19 protein-coding genes are annotated in these 25349 nt (G+C 40.9%); 18 read left to right on the forward strand and 1 reads right to left on the reverse strand.

All coding sequences use genetic code 11. The features are described from left to right. Positions 1-5: 5 nt before the first annotated feature. The 6 genes from SJY38_RS02025 (at position 6) to SJY38_RS02050 (ending at position 8119) form a co-directional block, all read left to right on the forward strand. Positions 6-1307 (forward strand): TolC family outer membrane protein, encoded by a 1302-nt coding sequence (locus SJY38_RS02025; RefSeq protein ID WP_377109223.1) that lies wholly within the window; start codon positions 6-8, stop codon positions 1305-1307. A 2-nt stretch (positions 1308-1309) separates the two neighbouring features. Next, entirely contained in the window at positions 1310-1888 is a 579-nt protein-coding gene (locus SJY38_RS02030) for an OmpA family protein (RefSeq protein ID WP_138684499.1), read from the forward strand. A gap of 116 nt (positions 1889-2004) precedes the next feature. Further along, positions 2005-2589 carry a YqaA family protein gene (locus SJY38_RS02035; protein WP_029772950.1) on the forward strand — a complete coding sequence of 195 codons (585 nt, stop codon included), beginning with the start codon at positions 2005-2007 and terminating at the stop codon, positions 2587-2589. A gap of 227 nt (positions 2590-2816) precedes the next feature. After that, entirely contained in the window at positions 2817-3722 is a 906-nt protein-coding gene (locus SJY38_RS02040; protein WP_377109224.1) for a GGDEF domain-containing protein, read from the forward strand. A 153-nt stretch (positions 3723-3875) separates the two neighbouring features. After that, a complete protein-coding gene (locus SJY38_RS02045) occupies positions 3876-5237 on the forward strand; it encodes a DUF4397 domain-containing protein (RefSeq protein WP_121637898.1) in 1362 nt (453 codons plus the stop codon). 176 nt (positions 5238-5413) lie between these two features. Further along, positions 5414-8119, forward strand: a complete 2706-nt coding sequence (locus SJY38_RS02050) for a DUF2339 domain-containing protein (protein WP_377109225.1) — start codon at positions 5414-5416, stop codon at positions 8117-8119. Between the two features lie 82 nt (positions 8120-8201). On the opposite strand, the gene SJY38_RS02055 is transcribed toward SJY38_RS02050, so the two are convergent. Then, complete coding sequence (locus tag SJY38_RS02055; protein ID WP_377109226.1) at positions 8202-11642, reverse strand: PAS-domain containing protein; 3441 nt, start codon at positions 11640-11642, stop codon at positions 8202-8204. A 392-nt stretch (positions 11643-12034) separates the two neighbouring features. Here SJY38_RS02055 and SJY38_RS02060 point away from each other — a divergent pair, with 392 nt between their 5' ends. The 12 genes from SJY38_RS02060 to phoR all read left to right on the forward strand — a co-directional run bounded on the left by SJY38_RS02060 (position 12035) and on the right by phoR (position 25313). Beyond that, on the forward strand, positions 12035-12298 hold the full coding sequence (locus SJY38_RS02060) for a DUF4212 domain-containing protein (protein ID WP_004586074.1): 264 nt from the start codon (positions 12035-12037) through the stop codon (positions 12296-12298). 10 nt (positions 12299-12308) lie between these two features. Next, positions 12309-14033 carry a sodium:solute symporter family protein gene (locus tag SJY38_RS02065; RefSeq protein WP_004586075.1) on the forward strand — a complete coding sequence of 575 codons (1725 nt, stop codon included), beginning with the start codon at positions 12309-12311 and terminating at the stop codon, positions 14031-14033. A gap of 113 nt (positions 14034-14146) precedes the next feature. Then, positions 14147-15985 carry a DUF294 nucleotidyltransferase-like domain-containing protein gene (locus tag SJY38_RS02070; protein ID WP_377109227.1) on the forward strand — a complete coding sequence of 613 codons (1839 nt, stop codon included), beginning with the start codon at positions 14147-14149 and terminating at the stop codon, positions 15983-15985. Between the two features lie 15 nt (positions 15986-16000). After that, positions 16001-16624, forward strand: a complete 624-nt coding sequence (locus SJY38_RS02075) for a 3'-5' exonuclease (protein WP_377109228.1) — start codon at positions 16001-16003, stop codon at positions 16622-16624. 58 nt (positions 16625-16682) lie between these two features. Further along, positions 16683-17375 carry a hypothetical protein gene (locus SJY38_RS02080; protein ID WP_377109229.1) on the forward strand — a complete coding sequence of 231 codons (693 nt, stop codon included), beginning with the start codon at positions 16683-16685 and terminating at the stop codon, positions 17373-17375. Between the two features lie 82 nt (positions 17376-17457). Then, positions 17458-18186 (forward strand): SIMPL domain-containing protein, encoded by a 729-nt coding sequence (locus SJY38_RS02085; protein WP_377109230.1) that lies wholly within the window; start codon positions 17458-17460, stop codon positions 18184-18186. Positions 18187-18265: 79 nt separating this feature from the next. Beyond that, positions 18266-18928 (forward strand): peroxiredoxin-like family protein, encoded by a 663-nt coding sequence (locus SJY38_RS02090; RefSeq protein WP_264390037.1) that lies wholly within the window; start codon positions 18266-18268, stop codon positions 18926-18928. Between the two features lie 178 nt (positions 18929-19106). Then, the gene (gene epd, locus SJY38_RS02095) at positions 19107-20117 is read left to right on the forward strand and encodes an erythrose-4-phosphate dehydrogenase (protein WP_029773914.1); all 1011 of its coding nucleotides are present in this window, start codon (positions 19107-19109) and stop codon (positions 20115-20117) included. 63 nt (positions 20118-20180) lie between these two features. Further along, a complete protein-coding gene (locus SJY38_RS02100; protein ID WP_377109231.1) occupies positions 20181-21356 on the forward strand; it encodes a phosphoglycerate kinase in 1176 nt (391 codons plus the stop codon). A 203-nt stretch (positions 21357-21559) separates the two neighbouring features. Next, positions 21560-22624 (forward strand): class II fructose-bisphosphate aldolase, encoded by a 1065-nt coding sequence (gene fba, locus SJY38_RS02105; RefSeq protein ID WP_004586082.1) that lies wholly within the window; start codon positions 21560-21562, stop codon positions 22622-22624. A 633-nt stretch (positions 22625-23257) separates the two neighbouring features. After that, positions 23258-23947 carry a phosphate regulon transcriptional regulator PhoB gene (phoB, locus tag SJY38_RS02110; protein ID WP_004586083.1) on the forward strand — a complete coding sequence of 230 codons (690 nt, stop codon included), beginning with the start codon at positions 23258-23260 and terminating at the stop codon, positions 23945-23947. Between the two features lie 58 nt (positions 23948-24005). Next, positions 24006-25313, forward strand: coding sequence for a phosphate regulon sensor histidine kinase PhoR (phoR, locus tag SJY38_RS02115; protein WP_377109232.1), 1308 nt, complete (start codon positions 24006-24008; stop codon positions 25311-25313). Positions 25314-25349 lie beyond the last annotated feature (36 nt).

A 25349-nucleotide genomic window follows, 5' to 3' on the forward strand; every position in this document is an offset into this window, starting at 1 on the left:
ATTAAATGCGAATTATAGGATTACTCTCTGTTTTAGCTTTAACACCGGGGTATGCAAGTGCTCTTACATTAGAGCAGTCGGTAGCAGAAACATTAAATACAAACCCTCGCTTAATGCAAAAGTATGCGAGCTTTGAAGCTAAGTATCGTGATAAACGCAGTGCATTTAGTGAATACTTACCTCAAATACGTTTATATGCGGCCTATGGCTATGAGCATGTGAATTTTAAATCGGGCAGCGAATTTGACACAGAACTAGACCGCCGTGAACTGGGCTTAAAAATAACGCAAATGCTGTTTGATGGTTTTAGCACTTCTTCTGAGGTAGCGCGTTTAGATAATGAAGCGCGGGCCGATCAGCTTGGTTTAATTTCTGAGGCAGAAAATATCAGCCTTGAAGTTGTTCAAGTCTATTTAGATTTATTAAAAGCAATTGAATTAATTGAATTGTCTGAAAAAAATATCGAAATACATAAAAAGATTTTAAGTGATATTGAGCAGCGCCACCAACGTGGTTTATCAAGTGATGCCGATGTAGCTCAAGTGCAATCACGTTTAGCAACATCGCAGTCTGGTTATCTAGCAGCTAAAAATAATTTATTAGACATACAAGCAAATTATTATGATTTAGTAGGCAAGTATCCTGAGGATCTCGTTATCCCTAAAGCGGATGCACATTACCTACCTGACTCTTTAGAAGAGGCGATGAGAATTGCAAAAAGCGCACATCCTGAGATTGCTGCCGCTATTTACGATATTCAAGCGGCGAATAAGCAAATACAACGTGAAAAAAGCGGTTACTGGCCTAAAGTGAGTTTAGAGCTTGATGTTGCAGATAACCGAGATATATCAGGATCGCCTGGGCGAGATGACAATGGCCGTATAATGCTAACTATGAGTTACGATTTATACAGCGGCGGTAAAACAAATGCAAATACTGATGCCGCAAAATGGCGCTATCAAGAAGCTGTAGCTGTAAAAGACTCAACACATAGACAAGTAAAAGAAGCAACGAGCTTTGCGTGGAATGCTTATGTGTTTTTAGACGAGCAAAAGAAGTTTTATCAGGAAAACGTTGGTTATGCTGAAGTGGCACAACAAGGTTACGAAAGACAATTTGGCTTAGGGCGGCGTTCACTATTAGATGTACTTGATTCGCAAATTGAATTATTCACAGCAAGAAGAAACTATATTGAATCAGCGTATGATCAACGTATTGCCAGCTACAGACTAATTAATGCAACGGGTCGTTTAGTAAGTGCCTTAAAAGTAGATAAGCCAGATGCTTGGCAGCTTGGAGATAGATAATAATGAAAAAAATAGCTTTATTAAGTGCCGCTTTACTTTTAACAGCCTGTGCTACTGAGCCAGGTCCGTACGAGCAAAAATTACAGTCTAATGATTTGCTTGATCAAGACCAAGATGGGGTTATTAACGAGCGCGATAAATGTGCAGACACGCCCTTTAAAGCGGTAACAGATAACGACGGTTGCCCGCTTGAGGAAAACATAAGCACAACTCGTGGGGTGGTAATTAACTTTGAATTTGATAAGCATGCACTTACTACTGATGCAAAGCAAAAAGTAGCCGAGTTTGCTCGCTCTATTGAAAATTCACCACTACTGAGTGTTATTTTAATAGGCGATACCAGTAAAAAGGGCTCACTTGAATACAACCGAAAGCTAGCGTTAAAACGTATTGAAACGGTTAAATCAGCACTGCTTGCGCTTAATGTGAGCGAAGAGCAAATTTCGCAACAAACGTTTATCGAAACTAAAAAAATTCCGACAGAGCTACAAGGCCGAGAAACGCGTGTTATTGCTTTAGTTGAAGGTGAGCAGTCTAGCGTTATGCAAATGCAGTTTGACGTATATAACTCAACCATTTAAATAGCGCACAACAATGGATAATAGCCCGTTTTATAACGGGCTTTTTTATGCTTAAGCGTACCTTAATACTCTTACTATACACTGTGCTTACAATGGCAAATTATTAAGGGATTTACATGGCTATTCAAAAAAAACTAAAAGAAAAAACACGGCACTTTATAGATTCTAAACATATGCTAACAGGCATTACCGTAGCGTCGTTTTTAGAATCTACGATAGTCCCTATTCCGCTTGAAGCAGTGCTTGTGCCTCTTATGCAAGCACGTCGTGAAAAGCTTTGGTTAATAGCGCTTATGGCAACAGTTGGGTGCGTGATTGGTGCTTTATTTGGTTATGCGCTGGGTTATTACCTATTTGACGCTATAGGTGACTGGGTTATTGAAATGTTTTCAAGCCAAGAGCAATTTGAAAATGTTAAGCAGCAAATGCAAAGCCAAGGTTTTTGGTTTGTAATGACGCTGGGAATTGTGCCCATTCCGTTTCAAATTGCGATGCTTGCCGCTGGGGCTACAAAATACTCTATTGGTTTGTTTTTATTAGCCTCAGGTATTGCTCGTTCAATTCGCTATTTTAGTTTAGCCGTTGTTGTATATTACGCAGGTAATAAAGCCGAGCAAATAATCAGTAAACACAAAACTAAAGCAATGATTGCTATTACTATTTTAATATTAGCTTTATGGGGCCTTAGCACTTTAATATAGTTTTATACTTAGTTGTTATAAGTAAGCTGCTCAGCGCGACTAAAACTGTGTGGACACTAATGCAAATGTGGGTTTTTAGCTTTGCATTGTATTTGTGTCTGCTTTGCTCAACTCTTTGTATTCAAGGTGGTGAAATAACCCTGCAAGTACAGGGTAAGTTAACCTTTTATAGCGGTTTTTTCTGGTGTGCTATAGTTTGTTAATAACGCATTAAAAAGCGCCACCCTATGATTGAAACTGTAAAACTTACCGTTAGGCTGTCTAACTTTTATAAAATGAGTTGGATAAATAAGGCGGTAAGTATAGCGTTACTGCTCTACATTATTGTTTTCTCACTTTATGCTTTAAATACTTTCCCCCCTTTAGATGTGCAAAATAACGTGTACGGTTTTACTACCGACTTTTGCAATCTCATCGTGCTCGTATTTTTATTTTGGATAGTGCAATGCTCTGAGCTTTCAAAACAAGCGTATGTTTTTTCTACATTGGGTTTATTGCTATGGAGTATGGGCACAACGGCCGATGTAATAGATGAATTAGTTGTGCAGCCCTATTGGATGAGTGTTTATTTTGAAGACTTATGCAGAACCATGGGAATGGTTTTTACCGCCTATGGCTTATTTAAAACCATGCGCTTTGTGCAAAGTATTCATAACCGTTTAGCGCGCGAACTAATTACTGATGACTTAACACAAGTACATAATAGGCGTTATTTTTATCGGCATGTTAAAACTGCCCCTAGTACGCCTTACGTTATTTTAATTATAGATATTGATCATTTTAAGGCTATTAATGATGAGTTTGGACACGATGAAGGTGACTTAGTGCTACAGCAGCTAGCCACTAAATATAATCGTGTGTTTGTTAATAACGCTAAATTTGCGCGCCTCGGTGGTGAGGAATTTGGTGGCTATTTGCCTACCGGTAATATAAGCCAAGCGGCTGAATTTTGTGGGCAACTAATAGACATTGCACACAATATTAAAGTTAAACAGGTCAAACAGCTTACCGTAAGTATTGGTATGGCGCTGCAAAGCGCTAACGAGCCCCTCGACAAGGTAATGAAGCGGGCAGACATGGCTTTATACGTTGCTAAAAATAATGGCCGAGATCAATATAAAATAGCCCCTTAAGCTTTCTACGCAAATATCCTTTTTATTTGCACATTTATTACACTTTTAAACGTTTTCGTAAAGAACTGTCAGCGAGGGTAATACTTTGTAAACTATGAAATTAAAATGCAGCAAAGAAGTCATAATAGTGATTTTAATAATAAGGAAACTTTAATGACCAACTCTCTGTTGAAAGCTGCTTTACCTCTAAGTTTAATGTCTATTTTAGTTGGTTGTGGCGGCAGCGACGGCTCAAGTGATACAGGCTACGTACAATTATATAACGGCTCATATAACAGCCCATATACGCGTTTATTTGTAGACGAAACTGAGCGCTCAGGCACTGATTTTGCTGATGTAACCACGCGTCATAATTACAGCACCGGCACTTACGATTTAAGCTTTGAATACTTAGATGCAAACGACAGCTACATTACAATTAGCGAACAAGAAGTATCAATCAAAGGTGACAAAACCGAACTAATTGTAATGAGCGGTAACTTTGACGAACCTACGTTCACAGAGCTAAGTGTGCCCATTTCAAGTGATACAGATGAGTTTAACTTAGGTTTTTACAATATCACCAGTGAAGACACTAGCTACGATATTTACCTAGCAACCGATGATGGCGTATTTGAAAGTGCTGAACTATTTACATCAACACAGTATTTAAGTGAACTAGATTTACAAACCCTTGATGAGGGTTACTACACAATTTATATCACTGAGGCAGGTAGCACTGATGTAGTGTATGAGTCGGAGTCGGTTTATTTTTACGATGAAGAAAGCTACGTAGCCATGATCCGCCCAAGCTATGCAACAGAAGAAAACGGTATCACGCTCGATATTGTGACTGACAATAACTATGTTACAGCGCTAAAGCACCAATCAGCGTTAGGCCAATTGCGCTTTATAAATACCGTTGACGATTACTCGCCAGTTAGCTTTAGCACGACCCGTGGCACCACAGTTAACGATACCAATACGGTAGCAAGCGATACCTACACCGATTACATTGAGCTTTCGCCAAATAGTTACAGCGTTGCAATGTACGACGAAGAGGGCACTAAGCTTGCCGATAACTTTTTAATGACCCTAGAGCGCGAGCAAAGTGCGGTAGGCGTTTTTTACAACGATGTCGATAATGGTTTACGCATGATGAGCGTTGAGGAAAACCTAACACCTAGCAGCTACAGCCATACTATTTCGGTTGTTAACCTAATTGAAAGCTACGCAGGGCAAACAGTAAGCGAAGTTGACGTGTACTTTACCTTAAATGGTGAAACTGTTGATGACGCCACCAATGTAATTGATGGCTTAGATAGATACGATCAAGAAGAAATTGATGTAGATGATGAAGCTTACACCGTGTATGCCGTATACGAAGATAACGGCCAACAAATAGTGTTAATTCAACAAAGCGATATAGATTTTACCGAAGAAGGTAACTATATCTTAATTTTAGAGCACGATGAGACAACCAGTTCAGGCTTTAAAATGAGTGTAACGCGGACAATTACAGACAGCGTAGAATAAGTAACATGTAACACGTTCTAGAAAGTAAAAGCCCTAAGCTTTATTGTTTGGGGCTTTTTTTTGCCTAGCTGTAGCGTGATTTTGTTTACATTAAATAAACCCATATATAAGCAGAGTGCTATAACTTTTAATAATTTTAGGTACACTCATAACATAATAAATAAAAAGAGCGTGCCATGGATGAGTTTTTAGGAATAGTGGGTTTATTTGCATTTGCAATAATGGCCGGTGCTATTTGCGGTATTGTAGCAATTGCACAACTTAGTAATTTAAAGCAAGAAATTACCCAATTAAAAGCAAAAGTACTTAGTTTAGAATTAGCTAACAACGCACAAAGCCACGCTGAAGACGCCGATAAAAGCACCGATTGCTCCACAGCTGAACATGCATACACGGCTCAAACAAATAGCAATGAGGCGACTTTTAATCAAGTTAGTCCTAATCAATCCAATCAGCCAAGTCAGCCTCGTGGGCAGGTAAAAACGCCAGCTTCAGCAATAAAGCCTCCCGCTAATGCTTCTGCCAGTAAACATAAGCAAGGCAGTAAAAATCTCAAACCCACACTTTTCACTTCTTTTTTTGAAAAACTGCGTAGCGACTTTGAGCAAAACTGGATGACCTGGATAGGCGCAATCGCATTGGCGCTAGGCGGTATATTTTTAGCAAAGTACAGTTTAGAAGCCGGGTTGCTCTCTCCTGCAATGCGATTAACCCTAGGCGGTGTATTTGGTGGAGGCTTAATTGCAGCCGCAGCTTATATGCATTACAAAAATAGTGTATTTGAAGGGTTTAATAACTATATACCTGCAGCGCTTGCCAGTGGGGGGGTTATTACGTGCTTTGCACTGACCTTATTAGCGTATAGCAGCTATAACATGATCAGCCCTTTAACAGCATTTGTTGTCCTTGGGGTTATTGCCATAAGTGCGAGCGCTATGGCAATAATGCTTGGCCCAGTATTAGCCGTACTAGGTATTATTGGTGCTTATTGTGTCCCCGTGCTGATTAACACTGGCAGCAATAATTTATTTGCGCTTTATATGTACATTGGGTTTGTGAGCTTATCTGCTGCGCTGGTCGCGTATAAAGTACAGCGTGCATGGCTGTGGTATTTACTTTGGGCGGGGCATTTTAGCTGGTATGTTGTTGGCTTTACTTTAGCTAACAGCAGCACCATTTGGCTTATGGGCACGTATGGGCTATTAAGTGTTATTGGTTTAATTGCCGTGCCACGCTTGGGGTTAAAACTTGCGGTGGTTGAAACTCGCCCACATAGTTTAAAGCGCCTAATAAGCGCACTCCCTAGTAACCCTTTAATGCTTGCCTGTATTGTCCCTTTGTTACTGGCTATGCTTTTTGATAGTACTAACTACTTACAGTGGCAAATAATAAATGCGTTTAGCATATTAACATTGCTGTTTTTAGTGCTTAAAAATAGCCGCTGGGATTTATGGCAAGGGGTGGCGATGTTAATAGCAGTACTCTGGCTATTAAGCACGCCTTCTTATTATGCTGATTATTCTGACTCGCTATTTATATTTAGGCACCAATATGGTGGCGCTATCTTTTTAGGGTTAGCGCTCAGCGTATATGGGCTTTATTTTGGTATAAAGTGGCAGCCTAAACGATTGGCTTTTCATATTACCGCCTCGTTTAGCGTATTTATAATGATTGCCACCTTATACGCTATAATCCCAAACCATGCGTTGGCCGCAGCCTATCCATTGTGGGCAGTGATACTACTTACAAGTAGCGCCATTTTAATTAGGTGCGAAATAGGTGGCGCAACGCTTTTTCAGCGCTTTACATATTGGGTGGGGGCAAATGCCAACATCACGCTTGCTATCACTATGTTATTAAATGACAGCGGGCTAACCATTGCACTGGCTATTCAAGTTTTACTTATTAGCGTGTTAATAAACCGCTATCGGGTGCCTATGCCACATTGGCCAATTAAAGCGCTGGTGGCTGCATTACTACTTCGCCTTACACTGTCACCGTGGACCCCAAGTTACGAGGCGCTTAGTGTATTGGGTGTGCACTGGAGCTTAGTAGTTTATCCTTTGTGTGTGGTGTTATTTTACACTGCAGCCAAATGCTTTAACGCATCGCAGTTAAAAGTTTGGCTTGAAGGCGCAGCGCTGCATTGCTTGGCGTTATTTATTACCACCGAAACCAGCTACCAACTGGTAGGGCACTATCCGCAGTTTGATTCTTTGAGCTTTTACGAACAAGCTTTACTCACCTGTAATTGGCTTGCGCTGGGTTGTGTATATTTACACCGTGCTCGTATTGCCGGTAGCTTAGCTAAATTATACCAAGTGGCAGGCATGGCATTAGCAGGTGCTGCGGGTGTTACTGCACTGAGCACCTTGCTAAACGCTAACCCATTTTTAAGCTCTATTTATATTGGCGAATATTTTGTATTTAATTGGCTATTTTTGCTTTGGTTAGTGCCTGCGGGTCTCGTGCTTTGGCTTTATACGTTAATTAAACCGCTGTATACAAAAGCTGCGCCATTTATACTCACAGTAGCGGGTGTATTGAGTGTGTTGGCAATTAATGGCTTTATACGCCAATACTGGCAAGGCCCTTATATTTACTTATCAACAGGTGCAAGCAACGCAGAGCTTTATAGCTACTCGGTTATTTGGCTTGTGTTAGGGGCTATTACTGTGGTGCTAGGGCATTTAAAAAATCAGCTATTAATCCAAAAAATAGGGTTAGGATTATTGGCAGCCGTTATTTTAAAAGTATTCTTAGTGGACATGGCTAATTTAACGGGGCTTTTAAAAGCGCTGTCGTTTATTGGCTTAGGCTTGTCGTTAGTGGGGCTTAGTTGGTTATTTCAAAAACTACGAAGCCAAGCCAAACCAGCCTAATAATTAAGGGTTCCAACGCCTTGGTTAAGCACATAAATAAGCCCAGCTAATGCTGGGCTTATTTTTTGCTGCTAATTGGCTATTACGTGCTGTGATTAAGTAAAGCTTTAAGCTTACCTGGCTTAATAGGCTTACTTAAATAATGTATATTAGCCGCTTTGGTTTCTTGTTTAAGCTCGGTGTCGCGTACGGCGGTTATAAGTATGGCGGGCACTTCGCTTTGCCATGTATCACGCAGTGTTTTTATAAGCGAAATACCATCGCAATCATTACCTAATTGGTAATCCATTAAAATTACATCGGGCGCTGTGTGCTGTTTAGCGTGCGCGAGTACTTTATTTACATCGTCAAACAAGGTGTAATTGGCTTGCCACTTTTTAAGTAAACTGGCCATTGCTGCTAGGTTTTCGGGGTCATCGTCTACCGCGACTATGTTAATCGCGGCGCGGTTTTCTACTAAGCTGCTGGCCGTTGCTTTTTGTTGTACAAACTGCGCATCTCCATAGGGTACTTCAATACTAAAGCGGCTGCCTTTACCGGGCTCTGAGTGCACATCAAGCTCTAAGCTAAGTAAATCGGCCATACGTTTTACAACGCCAAGCCCTAAACCAACGCCTTTGTTATCACCGGCTTCTATACGGTAAAAGTCGTTAAATATTTTAGCTTGTTCTATTTGGCTAATACCTGGGCCGGTGTCCCATACTTCTATACGTAAATTGTGTTTACGGTTTCTGCACGCTATTAATACTCGCCCTGTTTCGGTGTATTTAACCGCATTAGACACCAAGTTTTGTATAATTCGGCGCAAGTAGGTAATGTCGCTATGCACAATTTGTGCGTTTGAACGCACGGTTAGTTTTAAGCCTTTATCGCTTGATAAAATAGCGTACTCACTTTGCAGTGGCATAAGTATATCGTTTATACAAAAGTGCCGTGGAGTTGGGGTCATTGCGCCTTGCTCTAACTTGGCAATTTCTAGTAAGGCCGACATTAAATGCACGGTTGAGTCTAAACTGTGGCCAAGCTTATTAAAGCTATTTTGGTTAGTTGTATCAAGCTGCTTTTCATCAATGGCTGCAAGGTATAAACGCGCCGCGTTAAGAGGCTGTAAAATATCGTGGCTAGCCAGTGCTAAAAATCGCGTTTTACTGTCGTTGGCTTGCTCTGCTTCGCGCTTGGCTAAAGTAAGTGCTTGCTCTGTTTTTACTCGGCTATCTATTTGTGCTTGTAAATCTTTATTAATGGTTTGCACTTCTTGGGTTCGCGCTTCAATGCGGTTTTCAAGATCCATGTTAATTTCTTCAAGCGCATTTTGCGTACTTATATGGTTTGTAATGTCTGAAAAACTCGTTACAAAGCCGCCATCGGGCAGAGGGTTACCTATCATTTCGTACACTTGGCCATTACGGCGGTGGCGAATAAAGTGATGCGAGCTACCATTTTTTAAATGCTGAACGCGTTTTTCTACTTGGCGCTCTATTTCGCCTGGGCCACATTCACCGCGTACTGCGTTGTACCTTATTATATCTTCAATGGGTTGCCCCACTTCTAAAAAGCCGTCGGGGTAGCCAAACATTTGGCTGTAGCGCTTATTCCATGCCACCAGTTTTAAGTCTTTATCGACCACCGAAATACCATGGCTTAAGTTTTCGAGCGAGGTATACAGCAAGTTTTGGTTAAACTGCAATGCTTGTGTGGTTTCGTCAAAAAAGTTAACCACCTCTTCAAAGGCCATACGTTTACCCGATGAAACCGTACGTATTAGCGCCTGCGCCGAAGACGCCCCTAATACCCCAGTTAACGCACGCTCGCAGTAGGCTATAAATTCGGGCTCGGGGTGGGCATTATTGTCACTTAGCTGGTGCGAAAGTGAAAAGTGCGCCAGTACTTGTTGGCTGCGCTGAATACCTAAAAAGGTTTGCAGCAGTATTTTAAAGTCGTAAACCGTGGCTTTAACATTTTTGTTTAAGCGGCGCGATAAAATAGCCTGATCTTTAGGGTTAACAAATGCAGCGGCCTGAATTTTATCTATCAAGCGCTCTTCTGCCCCTAACGAAAAACTAATATAACAACCAATGTTAGCAAATAAGGCTATCAGAGTGCCGCGTGTAATAAGGGTTTGCTGAAGCTCGCTATCAAGGGCACTGCCGGCATCTAAAATTGGCATCATTAAAAATAATACCCAACAAATAAAACCCGCTAATAGCCCCGCATATACACCATAAGCATGGCCTTTTCGCCAGTAAAGTCCGCCCACAATAGCCGGGAGCAGCTGCGTTACTAACGAAAATGCCACCAGCCCCATACTAGCCAGCGCACTACCATGGCCAAACCATTGCTGATAAAAATAAGCCAATATAAGTATGCCGGCTATGGTAAAGCGCCTGACTAATAAAATTTGCGATTTATAACTGCTGGTAATTAAGTTGCGCTTAAATTTACGGCGTAGCAGAAGCGGCAGCACTACATCGTTAGAGATCATGGTGCTAAGCGTAAGTGTGGCCACCACTATCATGGCGGTGGCTGCAGAAAGCCCGCCAATAAATACAAAGGTACTTAAAAAAGCTTGGTCGTGAATAAGCGGTAACGCTAATACAAAGCTGTCGGGTGAAAAACTGCTACCAATACTTGGGTGAATTGCGGCAGTAGCAATAGGAATTATCATCGCGGCGGTGAGTAATAAATACAGCGGAAAAGCCCAGCGAGCAGTAAATAAATGGCGTTTGTCTTGGTTATCTACCACGGTGACATGAAATTGTCGTGGTAAACAAATTATTGCCGCGGCAGCCATAAGTGACTGGCCAATAAAGTTAAAACTAAAAAAGTTAAAGTTGCCCCAGTGTTGCCAAATCGACTCTGTGACTTTTTCGCCGCTAAGGGTGGGTAAATTAAATAAGGTGTACAAGGCTAAGCCAGCGACGGCAATAAGCGCAATGAGCTTTATCATAGACTCAAAGGCGACTGCTAGCATAAGCCCAGAGCGGTACTCGGTAACATCTACCTTACGGGTACCAAAAAATATTGCAAACAGCGCCATAATTAACGTGGCGGTGAGGGTAAGCATTTCGCCAGATATTTGATTGCTGTTTTGCAAAAGCAAAAAGCTGGTACTGAGTGCTTTTAACTGCAGCGCAATATAGGGAATGGTAGCAAGTAGGGCAATAACAGTGACCAGTATTGCACTGGTTTGACGTTTACCATAGCGGGCAGAAATAAAATCGGCAATGGTGGTAATGTTTTGTTTTTTACTTACTAATACCAGTTTGCGTAAAAAGCCTTGGCCAAAAAAGAACAACAATGAAGGGCCCAATAAAATGGGTAAATAGCTCCAACTACTGGTGGCGGCGGTACCAACCGAACCATAGTACGTCCACGAGGTACAATAAATCCCTAACGATAACGAATACACAAAAGGATGATGGCTAATCCGTTTAGCAAGTGATGTTGTTTTATCGCCCCAATTAGCGAGCCAAAACAGCACCCCAATATAGCCTAATGCTACAAAAATCAGTACAGCAGTCATGTTGTTATTAAACCTTATTATTTATACCCACACACAATACCAGAGATAACTTTAAGTGTGCGTGCACAATTTTATGCAAAATATTAACGTTGTTTTTATTGTATTGATTTTAAATGATTATTTATATTGTTGATGATTTATTAGACTAATGTCGCATTTTTACACAAAGCCACTTAAATTTTGCCGTTAACGCACTTAGGGAAAAGCTAACCTACTGAAAATTATGTGTAATTGTGTTTTTAAATACAATTGCATTTGCAGTTTACGTAAACGTTAACAGGCTGTTACGACTATGGTCTCACTTCACTCTTCACGCCGCGTTGCTAAATTAATAACCGACTATAAAAAAACCACTCATTGCAATTATGCAATGCTTAAAGGGGAAAATAAAAATGGCTTTTAAAGATGAAGAACAAGCAAAAGCTTATTGGGCAGAAAACATTTCACTACTGTTTAAGTTACTAGCAGTGTGGTTTGTGGTCTCATTTGGCTTTGGCATATTACTGGTAGATGTACTGAATGAAGTACGTTTTTTTGGGTTTAAACTTGGCTTCTGGTTTTCACAACAGGGCGCTATTTACACCTTTGTAGCTTTGATTTTTGTTTACGTTTTCAAAATGAACACGTTAGATAAAAAATACGGCGTAGACGAATAGGAGCTAGGTAATGGATGTTCAAACACTCACATTTATAATTGTTGGTTTAAGTTTTGCGCTTTATATCGGCATTGCAATTTGGGCGCGTGCAGGCTCTACAAATGAGTTTTACGTGGCAGGAGGCGGCGTACCTCCGCTTGCCAATGGTATGGCAACCGCAGCTGATTGGATGAGCGCAGCGTCGTTTATTTCAATGGCGGGTATTATTTCGTTTGCAGGTTACGATGGCGGTGTTTACTTAATGGGGTGGACTGGCGGCTATGTATTACTCGCTATGTGTTTAGCGCCTTACTTACGTAAATTTGGCAAATTCACTGTACCTGACTTTATAGGCGACCGTTACTACTCACAAACAGCACGTGTTGTTGCTATTTTGTGTGCAATCTTTATTTGTTTTACTTACATTGCTGGACAAATGCGTGGCGTAGGCGTGGTATTTTCGCGCTTTTTAGAAGTAGAAATTGAAACCGGTGTTTACATTGGAATGGTGATTGTATTCTTTTATGCGGTACTTGGCGGCATGAAAGGCATTACCTACACGCAAGTAGCGCAGTACTGTGTGCTTGTGTTTGCCTACCTTGTGCCCGCTATCTTTATTTCAATGATGATGACAGGCCACTTCTTCCCGCAAACCGGCTTTGGTGCCACATTGAGTGATGGCTCAGGCATGTATGTACTTGATAAGCTAGACGGATTAAGCGCAGAGCTGGGCTTTGCACAATACACCGAAGGCTCTAAAAGCATGATTGACGTATTTGCTATTACCGGCGCTTTAATGGTGGGTACTGCTGGTTTACCGCATGTAATTGTTCGCTTTTTCACTGTACCTCGCGTTAAAGATACCCGTATTTCAGCAGCGTGGACACTGGTATTTATTGCCATTGTTTACACTACTGCACCGGCGGTTGCCTCGTTTGCACGCGTAAACATGATTGACACCATTAACGGTAAGGATGGTAGCGGTACAGAGTACGCTCAAGCACCAGCGTGGATCAAAAACTGGGAACGCACGGGTTTAATTACCTTTAATGATAAAAACGGCGACGGCAAAATGTTTTACACCGCTGGCAAGGTAGAAGACCCAACAAGCGCAAACGAAGTAAAAGTAGACCGCGATATTATGGTACTGGCTAACCCTGAAATTGCTGATTTACCAGCATGGGTAATCGCATTAGTTGCGGCCGGTGGTATTGCTGCTGCGCTTTCAACCACAGCAGGGTTATTGCTGGTTATTTCAACCTCAGTGTCGCACGATTTACTTAAACGAACCCTTAAACCCGACATAAGCGATAAACAAGAGCTACTAGCTGCTCGGTTAGCCGCGATGATTGCCATTGTTATATCGGCTTACTTTGGGATTAACCCGCCTGGATTTGTTGCATCGGTGGTCGCCTTTGCCTTTGGTTTAGCGGCGGCGAGTTTCTTCCCGGCAATTATTATGGGGATATTCTCTAAAACAATGAATAAAGAAGGCGCAATTGCTGGCATGGTGACCGGTATAGGCTTTACCGCTGCGTATATTATCTTCTTTAAATTTGTAAGCCCTGAGCTTAATAGCCCAGAAAATTGGTTCTTAGGTATTTCACCCGAAGGAATTGGCTTAGTGGGAATGATAATTAACTTTGTGGTTGCTGCAACCGTACTTAAATTAACAAAATCGACACCGCTTGAAATACAACAAATGGTGGAAGGTATTCGTAATCCTAAAGGGTCAGGTGAAGCACACGCACATTAATGCGCTAAGCCTACTTAAAAATAAAGCACCAAAAGCCCGACTTTAGTCGGGCTTTTTATTTGTTCAAATAATGAGTACATTAGGTTTTGTGTATACTTTTTAAGAGTACAGCAATGAGTGTAGAGCAGCAGGAAGTTGCCCAGTTTGTGTGTATGCAGGCACCATTTAGCATGCTACACGACAGTGCGTGTGAGTATTTTGTAAGCCATATTGATAGTGTTTATTTAACCCGAGAAAACCAAGCGCAGTGGCTGCAAACGCAAACCCCAAAGCTTTTTTTAATTCGCTCTGGTTTATACGACCTAGTGGATGCAAAAGGCGATGTAGTGAAGCGTTTAGCGCAGGGGGATTACTTTGGCTATCCTTCTTTGTTAACAGGAGAGGCGATTCAAAATAGGTTACAAGTACAAAAAGAGGGCATAGTGTATATGCTTGCACAAACGCATTTTGACTTTTTACGTCATCAATACAAACCGTTTGAGCAGTATTTTGTACGCGCGCACGCCAATCGTTTGCTTTCATCACATTATAAAAGTAAAAACGATAGCTGGTCTGAGCGCAGAATATCTGAGCTGATGACCCGCACCGCCATAACCTTAGCCCCCGATGCCAGTATTAGGCAAACCGCTAAAAAAATGAAAAAACACGGTGTATCGTCAATTATGATCACCGAACACGCCATTTTAGTTGGCGTAGTGACCGACCGCGATTTACGCAACCGTGTACTGGCCGATGAAGTCGATCCACAAGATGCGGTTAGCAGCATAATGAGTGCAAAGCCTAAATTTATATTTGAAAACAATCGGGTGTTTTCTGCTTTGCATTTAATGCTTAAATACAATATTCATCATTTACCTGTACTTGATGAAAACCACAAGCCTTTGGGTATGCTTACCAGTACTGATTTACTGCGCCAGCAAAAAAGCGACCCTGTGCAGCTTATTGGCCGCATTTATAAAGCTCACAGCATTGCCGATTTAAAACGTTATGCGGGAGAAATCCCTGAGTTACTGCGAAGTTTTTCGTACAACATAGAAGACATATCGCTAATTGGTAAATTACTCAGTGGCTTAACCGATGCACTTACCTCGCGTCTTATTCATTTATTTCAAGAAGAAAATGGTGCAGCGCCCACCAGCTTTTGCTTTATATGTTTTGGCTCGCAAGCACGCGAAGAGCAAACCCTACATTCAGATCAAGACAACGGCTTATTACTCCCAGATGACTTAAGCGAGCAACACCAAGCTTACTTTAAACACATGGGGGAGTTTGTATGTGAGCAGTTAGTAGAGTGCGGCATTAGGCGTTGCCCGGGTAATATTATGGCCAGCAGCGATGAATGCAGAATGAGTGTAAGCCAGTGGTGCGAGCGTTTTTTTAAATGGATAAAAAGCCCAACGCCTAACGCCATGCTTAACTGCAAAATATTTTTTGACTTGCGCTTTATAGAAGGCTCCAATGCTCTATACAGCGGCTTTTGCGAGCAGTTAAACAGAATATCGCGCGATGAGTTATTTTATGCTGCTATGGCAACCGACATAAGAGCCAGTTCAGTGCCTATTGGCTTGTTTAATAAACTTAAAACGCAAAAAAATGATAATAATCATAAATACATTGATTTAAAAAAACGTGGTGTGGTGATCATTAACGACATAGTGCGTTTATATGCGTTAAAAGCCGGAATAAAACGCGCCAATACCCAAGAGCGTTTAGATGCTTTACTTAAGCATTCACTGCTAAATAAAGACGATATTTATAATTTAAAAGATTGCTGGCGATTTTTAACTCAGTTACGTTTTAGTACGCAAATAAACGAAGAAGGTTTGCCAAGTAACTGCATAAACCCTGATAAACTTACCTCACTTGAACGCCACCAATTAAAAGAAGCCTTTTACTTAGTAAAACAAGCCCAGCAAGCCGCCGCATTTAAATTTGCCCGTGGCAGTTTGTAATAAGAGGTAAGCGCTGTGGTAAAAAAATGGCTCAGTAAGTATATAAAAAGGCGTAATTTATTAAGCAAAAATGCGTTAACGCAACGCTATTTAGTGATTGATTTAGAGCTTACTGGGCTTGATGTAAACCAGCATGAAATTGTCTCAGTAGCCTGGGTAAAAATAGATAACCAATGTATAAAAATGAGTGAGTCTCAGCATTTAATTAATAAAAACGTTAAACGCTTAGACCAAAGCCCAGTTTTTCACGGCATTATTGACGACACCGTTGCTAAAGGACAAAGCCTGCACACTATATTAACGCAGCTAAGCCGTGATTTTAGTGACCATATTTTGGTTTTTCATAACGCCATACTGGATTGGGGGTTTTTAAAAGCAGCCCTTAAAGGTTCCAATATAAACGCACAACCTAAGTTGATACTCGACACCCTCCACATAGAAAAAAAGCGCCTTATTTGCCAAGGCGCAGAAATAAAACAAGATGATTTAACCTTAAGTGCGTGTCGCAAACGTTATGAGTTACCAAGCTATCATTGCCATAACGCACTTACAGACGCACAGGCCACCGCCGAATTATTACTAGCCCAGTGCTACCAAATAAACCGTGGGAAGGAGTTGCAGTTGAGGTCAATAATTTAACAAAGCTACAGCATTTACTAATTATTTTGTTAAGATAAGAATTTTAAAAGGATTTATTATGGTAATTGAAGCCGCCAGTAAGTATTACAACCAGTTAAACAATGACCTTAAAGCAGTTAAAAAGTACATTCACAATAATTTTGGTGTGTTTCTTACTATTCTTTACTTACTGGGTAGTTTGTCAGGTGTCGTGTATCTTTACGTTTTACTTAATAACTTCTCGATTGATGTATTCAACTTTATTGAAATAAGTGACTTTTTACTGGCACTGATTTCAAATCCTTTACTTATTACTCTTTATACTACGCTCATCGTTATAACTGCTATTTATTTCAATTGGCGCTCAGGACACATGCCAGATCCCAGTAAAACAACCGTGTTAAAAAAACTTTATTATGGCTTTGGTTACCCGTTCTATTTATTAAAACCTAGTTACTCATTAATGTTATTTTTAGCACTTATAATATCTACATACCCTACTATGTTGGCGCATTCACACAGTAAAGATATAATAAATGAAAGAACAATGAATTATCACTTGTCATTAAATTATCCAATTGCTAAGAGTAAAGTAACTCAACTTCAAAATGTTCAAATAGTAGCCTCAACAATGCGGAATTTATTTGTTTATGATAATAAACAAGATAAGTTACTTATTATTTCACAAGAAAATATTTCAGCATTAATACCTAACCTACACAAAGAAAAAACGATTAAGCCAAAGTCAAAAGCTGCATCAAGCACACAGTAATTAAACATTCGCTGAAACACGATTGGCTGCTATTTATTAGTATGGACGCATAACCAAGCATGGCACTTATTCAGGACAAATTATGAGACTCATTACCACTATTCTTCTAACCTTATTCCCTGTGATCGCTTTTGCTAATTCGAGCTTACCTGCCAATCGTCATATCTCAGTGCAAGGCACTGCTGAGGTATTAGTTGAGCCTGACATGGCTAAAATACTATTTAAGGTGAATAGTGTTAAAAATGAGCCAAAAGCCGCCAATAACGCGCTTGAGAATAAAGTGAAGTTATTAATCGATGGGCTCAATCAATTTGAAATAAGCGCCGATGACGTAGTTGCCTCAAACGTTAAAATTGAAAAAACAGGAATGGACTATATTGAAACAGGGCATCAGGCCCTTAGCGAATACGCAGCGATAAGAACGTTTGAAGTAACGCTAAACAGTATTGAGCGTGTGAGCGATTTAACCGATTTTTTATTGAACCAAGAAGTAAATGCCATTCAAAATATTGCGTTTTTATCTTCAAAATTTGAGCAATTACAAGCGCAAGCCACACAGTTAGCAATTGAAGATGCAAAAATAAAAGCGGATTTACTTGCTGATTCATTCAATGCAAAAGTAGGTGAAGTACGCACTATTCGCTCAACTAAAAACAACTATGACAGTGGTTTTAGTACAGCCATAACCAAGATGCACAGGGCGCAGCATGATAATAATTCTTTTCCTCAAATACGTAGTAACGATTTACAGGCAACAATAAGCTTTAAATCATCCATAAACGTGGTGTTTGATTTAGAGATAACTGATTAAATTAATAATTTCATTTCAAATACATGTTCGTACTGTAAGCTAGTTTTATGTTTTTGATTAATTTGAAGGTAGCAGTATTATGAGCGATGAAAGCAACACGTTAAAAGCACAAACCGAGGCAAAAGTAGCAGCAGGGCGAAAAGGTAACCCTGATTTTATGAAAGGCGTTGATGAAACCATTGCTCAGGCAAAAGCGTTTCAAGAAGGGGCAAATGCACTTAATTTAGATCAAAATGCCCCACGCTTTGAACTGCCGAACCAGCACGGTGAGCAAGTTTTATTAGATGAGCTACTTGCAAAAGGGCCTGTGGTTATAACTTTTTATCGTGGTAGTTGGTGCCCTTATTGTAATTTACAGCTAAAAGCATTGCAGTCACGCCTAGCTGAAATTCACGCATTAGGCGCACAGCTGGTGGCTATTAGCCCACAAGCGCCCGATGGCTCAATGAGCGAAAACGACATACGTAATATGGATTTTGTCGTGCTGAGTGACCAAAATGCAGATGTAGCAGCAAGCTATGGCGTAGCGTGGCAAGTACCTGCATTTTTATTAGATCATATGCGCGAAGACCGCGGCCTTGATTTAGAGTCGCTTAATAACGGCAACGGCAGTATTTTACCTATCCCTGCCACGTTTGTTTTAGATAGCGAAGGTAAAGTGACGTGGCGCTATGTTGATGTTGATTACCGCACCCGCTCAGAGCCACAAGATATAATTAATGCTTTAAAAGCACTACAGTAAGCACTCAAGCAAGCTCGCTTTATGCCTAAAAGTAGCCAAGTAAATTAGCTACTTTTGGGTTAATTTAAAGTTTCTAATCGCTCCCTCTTATAATAATGTTCAAGGTCGATTACAATACAGCCATCTAAAAGGCATCGATGCCTTTGTCTGCACGTAAAGAGAGTGGATTTTATATTTCATGGCAATCAAACTTGCAATTAATGGTTTTGGTCGTATTGGTCGAAATATTGTCCGCGCGTTGTACGAGTCAGGTTTGAGCGACGAGATAAAAATTGTTGCGATTAACGAACTTGCTGACCCTGAAGCTATTGCTCATTTATTAAAATACGACACGTCCCACGGTCGTTTTTCTTTTCCTGTAAAACTTGGTGAAGACACCATTAGCGTTGCAGGCGATACCATTGCACTATTTTGTGAAGAAAACCCAGTAGAATTGCCTTGGCAAACCCTTGATGTAGATGTAGTACTTGAATGTACCGGTGTTTATCACTCGCGCGAGCATGCACAATTACACATTACCGCGGGTGCTAAAAAGGTGTTGTTTTCGCACCCAGCTGATAACGATGTAGATGCCACCATTGTGTATGGCATTAACGATGATGAGCTCAAACACGAGCACACTATTGTATCTAACGGCTCGTGTACTACAAACTGTGTGGTGCCTGTTATTAAAGTGCTAGATGATGCGTTTGGCATTGAATCGGGTGCTATTACCACTATTCACGCGTCGATGAACGATCAACAAGTGATTGATGCGTACCATCATGATTTACGTCGTACCCGCGCTGCGAGTCAGTCTATTATTCCGGTTGATACAAAATTAGCACGAGGAATAGACCGCATTTTACCCAAATTTGAAGGGCGCTTTGAAGCCATTGCGGTTCGCGTGCCGACAATTAACGTAACGGCAATGGACTTAAGTGTTACAGTAAATGCCGATGTAGATTTAAAGGCGGTAAATACGGCACTTAAAGCCCAAGCAAAAGACCGCTTAGAAGGTATTTTAAGTTACACCGAAGAGCCATTGGTATCGGTTGATTTTAATCACGACCCACATTCTTGTATTATTGATGGCACGCAGACACGTGTTAGTCACAAACGCCTGATAAAGTTACTTGTTTGGTGTGATAACGAATGGGGTTTTGCCAATCGCATGCTAGATACAGCACGTGCGATGATGGCTAAGTAAGCATTTTATAATAATTTTAAAATTTATTTTTCAGGTTCAAGTATCGTTAACTAAGGAGATGTTATGTCGGTCATAAAAATGGCAGATTTAGATTTAAACGGCAAGCGCGTATTAATTCGTGAAGATTTAAATGTACCAGTTAAAGCAGGTAAAGTGACCTCAGATGCACGTATTCGTGCTGCACTGCCTACTATTAAGCTAGCTCTTGAAAAAGGCGCTAAAGTAATGGTTATGTCGCACCTTGGCCGCCCTACGGAAGGCAAGTACGATGACGAATTTTCACTTGCCCCTGTAGCCGATTACCTAAACGATGCACTTGAGCAAAATGTACGCCTTGAAAAAGACTACTTAAACGGCGTTGAAGTTGCCGATAACGAAGTAGTTGTATTTGAAAACGTACGATTTAATAAAGGCGAGAAGAAAAACGACGAAGCCTTATCAAAACAACTTGCTGCACTGTGTGATGTGTATGTAATGGATGCATTTGGCACCGCTCACCGCGCACAAGCGTCTACTCATGGCGTTGGCTTATTTGCAGGTGTTGCCTGTGCTGGCCCGTTATTATCAGCAGAACTTGAAGCACTAGGTAAAGCACTAGATAACCCAGCACGCCCATTAGTGGCCATTGTAGGTGGTTCTAAAGTCTCAACTAAATTAACTGTTTTAGACTCGCTTTCAACGATTGTAGATCAGCTTGTAACAGGTGGCGGTATTGCTAATACCTTTATTGCTGCTGCGGGTCATCCGGTTGGTAAATCACTTTATGAAGCAGATTTAATGGATGAAGCAAATCGTTTATGTGCAGCAGCTAAAGCAAACGATGGTGAAATTCCGGTACCGACTGATGTTGTAGTAGGTAATGAATTTTCAGACTCTGCAGTCGCTACGCTTAAAGATGTAAGCGAAGTAACAAGCGATGACATGATTTTTGATATTGGCCCTGATACAGCCAGCCAGCTTGCAAAAATTATTGCAAACGCCGGTACTGTTGTATGGAATGGCCCAGTTGGCGTATTTGAGTTTGATCAGTTTGGTAATGGTACACGTGCTATTGCCCAGGCAATTGCTAATTCTAATGCGTTTTCGATTGCAGGCGGTGGTGACACTTTAGCGGCAATTGATAAATACGGCATTGCCGATAAAGTATCTTACATTTCTACCGGTGGTGGTGCGTTCTTAGAGTTTTTAGAAGGCAAAAAACTTCCAGCAGTAGAAATGCTAGAGTCGCGCGCTAAATAATAAATTTTTAGCCGCATTAGGTGAGGGGAAACCCTCACCAACGATTAATTATTAAATACCTCTCACCCTTATTTAATAGTTAATTAAGACAAAACTAAGCAGTGTAAATTGCTTTATTTTGTGGCGCAGTGATTGCGTCAAACTAACATATCCGTTCAAACTAGATGGCAGGAGACTGCTGTCGATAAATTGGAGAATACCCAATGGCTTTAATCAGTATGCGACAACTTTTAGATCATGCAGCTGAACACGGTTACGGCGTTCCTGCCTTTAACGTGAATAACCAAGAGCAAATGCGCGCAATAATGGAAGCGGCTGATAAAACAAACAGCCCAGTAATTGTTCAAGGATCAGCAGGCGCACGTGCTTATGCTGGTGCTCCATTTATCCGCCACATGATTTTAGCAGCCGTTGAAGAATGGCCGCACATTCCAGTAGTAATGCATCAAGATCACGGTACCTCACCCGGTGTTTGCCAACGCTCAATTCAACTTGGTTTTTCATCAGTTATGATGGATGGCTCATTAATGACTGACGGAAAAACCCCATCAAGCTACGAATATAATGTAGAAGTAACACGCGAAACCGTGGCTATGGCACATGCATGTGGTGTATCGGTAGAGGGCGAGCTAGGTGTACTTGGCTCACTTGAAACCGGTGAAGCGGGCGAAGAAGATGGTGTAGGCGCAGAAGGTAAACTAACTACCGATCAAATGCTTACCGACCCAGAAGAAGCCGCTGATTTTGTAAATAAAACCCATGTTGATGCCTTGGCAATTGCTTGTGGAACATCGCACGGTGCGTACAAATTTACGCGCCCACCCACAGATGACATTTTAGCAATTGATCGTATTAAAGAAATTCACGCACGTATCCCGAACACGCACTTAGTAATGCACGGATCGTCGTCTGTACCACAAGAGTGGTTAGAGATCATAAATCAATACGGTGGCGAAATTCCTGAAACGTATGGCGTACCTGTTGAGCAAATTGTAGAAGGGATCAAATACGGTGTACGTAAAGTAAATATTGATACCGATTTACGCCTGGCTTCTACCGGTGCTATTCGCCGTCATATGGCGCTTAACCCCTCTAACTTCGATCCGCGTAAATACCTAGCAGAAGCAACTAAAGCAATGACAGAGATTTGTGTTGCGCGTTACAACGCGTTTGGTACAGCTGGTCAAGCAGGTAAAATTAAGCCAATTTCACTTGATGACATGCACCTTAAATATTTAAGTGGTGAGTTAGACCCACAAATTAAATAATGATCTTTGATTAATAAATAGCGTTATAAAAACCAGCTGGCGTAACCCAGCTGGTTTTTTTATACCGCAAGGCACTGGGATCACTGTTGTACCAACTTAATAAAATGGGATCACTGATTTACTAACCGCCCCGCATTTGGATCATTTATTTACCAACTAGCGCATAAATTTACGCGACGTTAGGTGCTCAATCAATCAGGTTGTTTTTTATTTGTACAATAGATCAGGTGCTTAGTTGTTTGACTAAGTATAACCGTGATCCCAAATCCGATCGGCTTAGTAAAAATCTGATCTTTTTATAGGCTGCTTAGTAAAAAACAGATCTATTTTTAACCACGTAATCACATCTTCCAGTGCAAACTCAGTTTCGTATCTGGTTTTTATACTGTGTTAGTAAAGTAATGATCCCGCCATGAGTATCTACTTAGAAATAAAACTGTCATCTTTTTGTAAATATGTTTTGATTAACCGTAATTTGCAAAATAGTTTTAAAAATATGACGTTAATGAGGTTTTTTGTCACTATTTTGTGTTTTTTTACCAGGATTTTAATTTACACGTTACACTTTCATAAAAATGTCATACTTAGTCATAATAATGAAAACTAATTCGATAGCGTAAGAGATAATTTGGAATGTCACGTAAAGTACTAGTCGTAGATGATGAAGCTCCTATCAGAGAGATGTTAGTTTTTGTTTTAGAGCAAAATGGATTTCAAGCAATTGAAGCAGAAGATTACGATTCTGCAATTGCAGCTATGGTTGAACCATACCCAGATATGGTTTTACTCGATTGGATGTTACCAGGCGGTAGCGGTATTCAAATTGCTAAGCAATTTAAGCAAAGTGAATACACACGCCAAATTCCAATCATTATGCTTACAGCCCGCGGCGAAGAAGAAGACAAAGTACGCGGCCTAGAAGTAGGGGCAGATGACTACGTCACTAAACCTTTTTCTCCTAAAGAGTTAATGGCTCGTATTAAAGCGGTTATTCGCCGTGTATCGCCTACCTCATTAGAAGAAGCCATAGAAGTACATGGCTTGCGTTTAGACCCAATATCGCACCGCGTTACCTCTGAGGGAAGCGAGCTTGATATGGGCCCAACCGAATTTAGATTATTACATTTTTTTATGACTCACCCAGAGCGTGTTTATAGCCGTGAGCAACTGCTTGACCATGTTTGGGGAACTAATGTGTACGTAGAAGACCGTACAGTTGATGTGCACATACGTCGTTTACGCAAAGCGATTGCACCACTGGGGCATGATCGCTTAGTACAAACAGTACGTGGTGCAGGTTATCGTTTTTCTAGTAAATTATAAGGTACCGCAGCTAGGGTGTGAGTACGCATAAATTACTACTCAAAGGTAAAGTGAGTGTATGTATCGAGTTATTAATAAACAGGCGTTAGTAAAACGTCTGTTTATCTATTTTTTACCCCTGTTATTAGTTGGTGTGCTTATTGGTGCACCTTTTTTGCTTTTATTTTTAGGCACTTCTTCTCTTTTAGTCTGGCATTATCATCAACTTTATCGCTTAAGCGATTGGCTTTTAAATCAACGTAGCTTTAACCCACCAGAGGGCGAGGGTGCGTGGGAACAAGTATTTGAAGGCATTTATCATTTACAGCACCGTAATCGTAAAAAACGCAATGAACTGGCCGATTTAATTCGTCGCTTTCGCGATGGAGCTGAAGCCGTACCCGATGCCGTAGTGGTGTTGCAAAGTGATTTAAGCATTGTTTGGTGTAACCAACTTGCACTTAAAGTATTGGGGCTACAATGGCCGACCGATCATGGCCAGCGCCTAGATAACCTAATACGCGAACCTAAATTTGCCAAGTACATGCTGCGGGGTGAATTTGATGAGCCATTAGAGCTTGATAACGGGCATATTGTTGACCAAGTGCTTGAATTTAGGGTAATGCCGTATGCCAACACGCAGCTTATGGTGGTAGTACGTGATGTAACACGCCTAAAGCAACTAGAGCAAATGCGCAAAGACTTTGTTGCCAATGTATCGCATGAGCTGCGTACGCCGCTTACGGTTGTTACTGGCTACCTTGAGATGATGGATGGCGATATGATGCCACCGCCTGCAATGTGGAATAAAGCGCAAAATACCATGCTTGAGCAATGTAAGCGTATGGACAGCTTAGTTAATCAGCTTTTATCTCTTTCGCGTATTGAAGGGGCGCGCAGGCAAGACAACGACAAAGCCATAAATGTGCCGCAAATGCTCAACTACATTAAAACCGAAGCGCAGTCTATAAACCAAGATAAAGGCCATGAGCTTATTTTTGATATAGATAATGAGCTTGATATTAAAGGCTCTGAAGATGAGCTACGCAGTGCATTTTCTAATTTAGTGTTTAACGCTATACATTACACTAAAGCGGGCGGAAAAATTGTTGTTACCTGGCAGCGTAAAGAGGGGCTTGCGCACTTTAGCGTAAATGATAATGGCGATGGTATTGCACCAGAGCATATAAATCGTTTAACTGAGCGCTTTTACCGCGTAGATAAAGCAAGGAGTCGCACAACCGGTGGCTCAGGTTTAGGCTTAGCAATTACTAAACATGTGCTTACACGCCACGATAGTAAATTAAATATAAGCAGTGAGCTTGGTAAAGGCTCGTGTTTTTCTTTCGACTTTTCAAAGGATAAGCTTGTTAACTTAGCAAGTTAAAGGCAATAAAAAACAAAGTCATAAAAGTGTCATTTA

Source organism: Pseudoalteromonas sp. R86517 (assembly GCF_042466295.1).
Classification (GTDB): Bacteria; Pseudomonadota; Gammaproteobacteria; order Enterobacterales; family Alteromonadaceae; genus Pseudoalteromonas; species Pseudoalteromonas atlantica.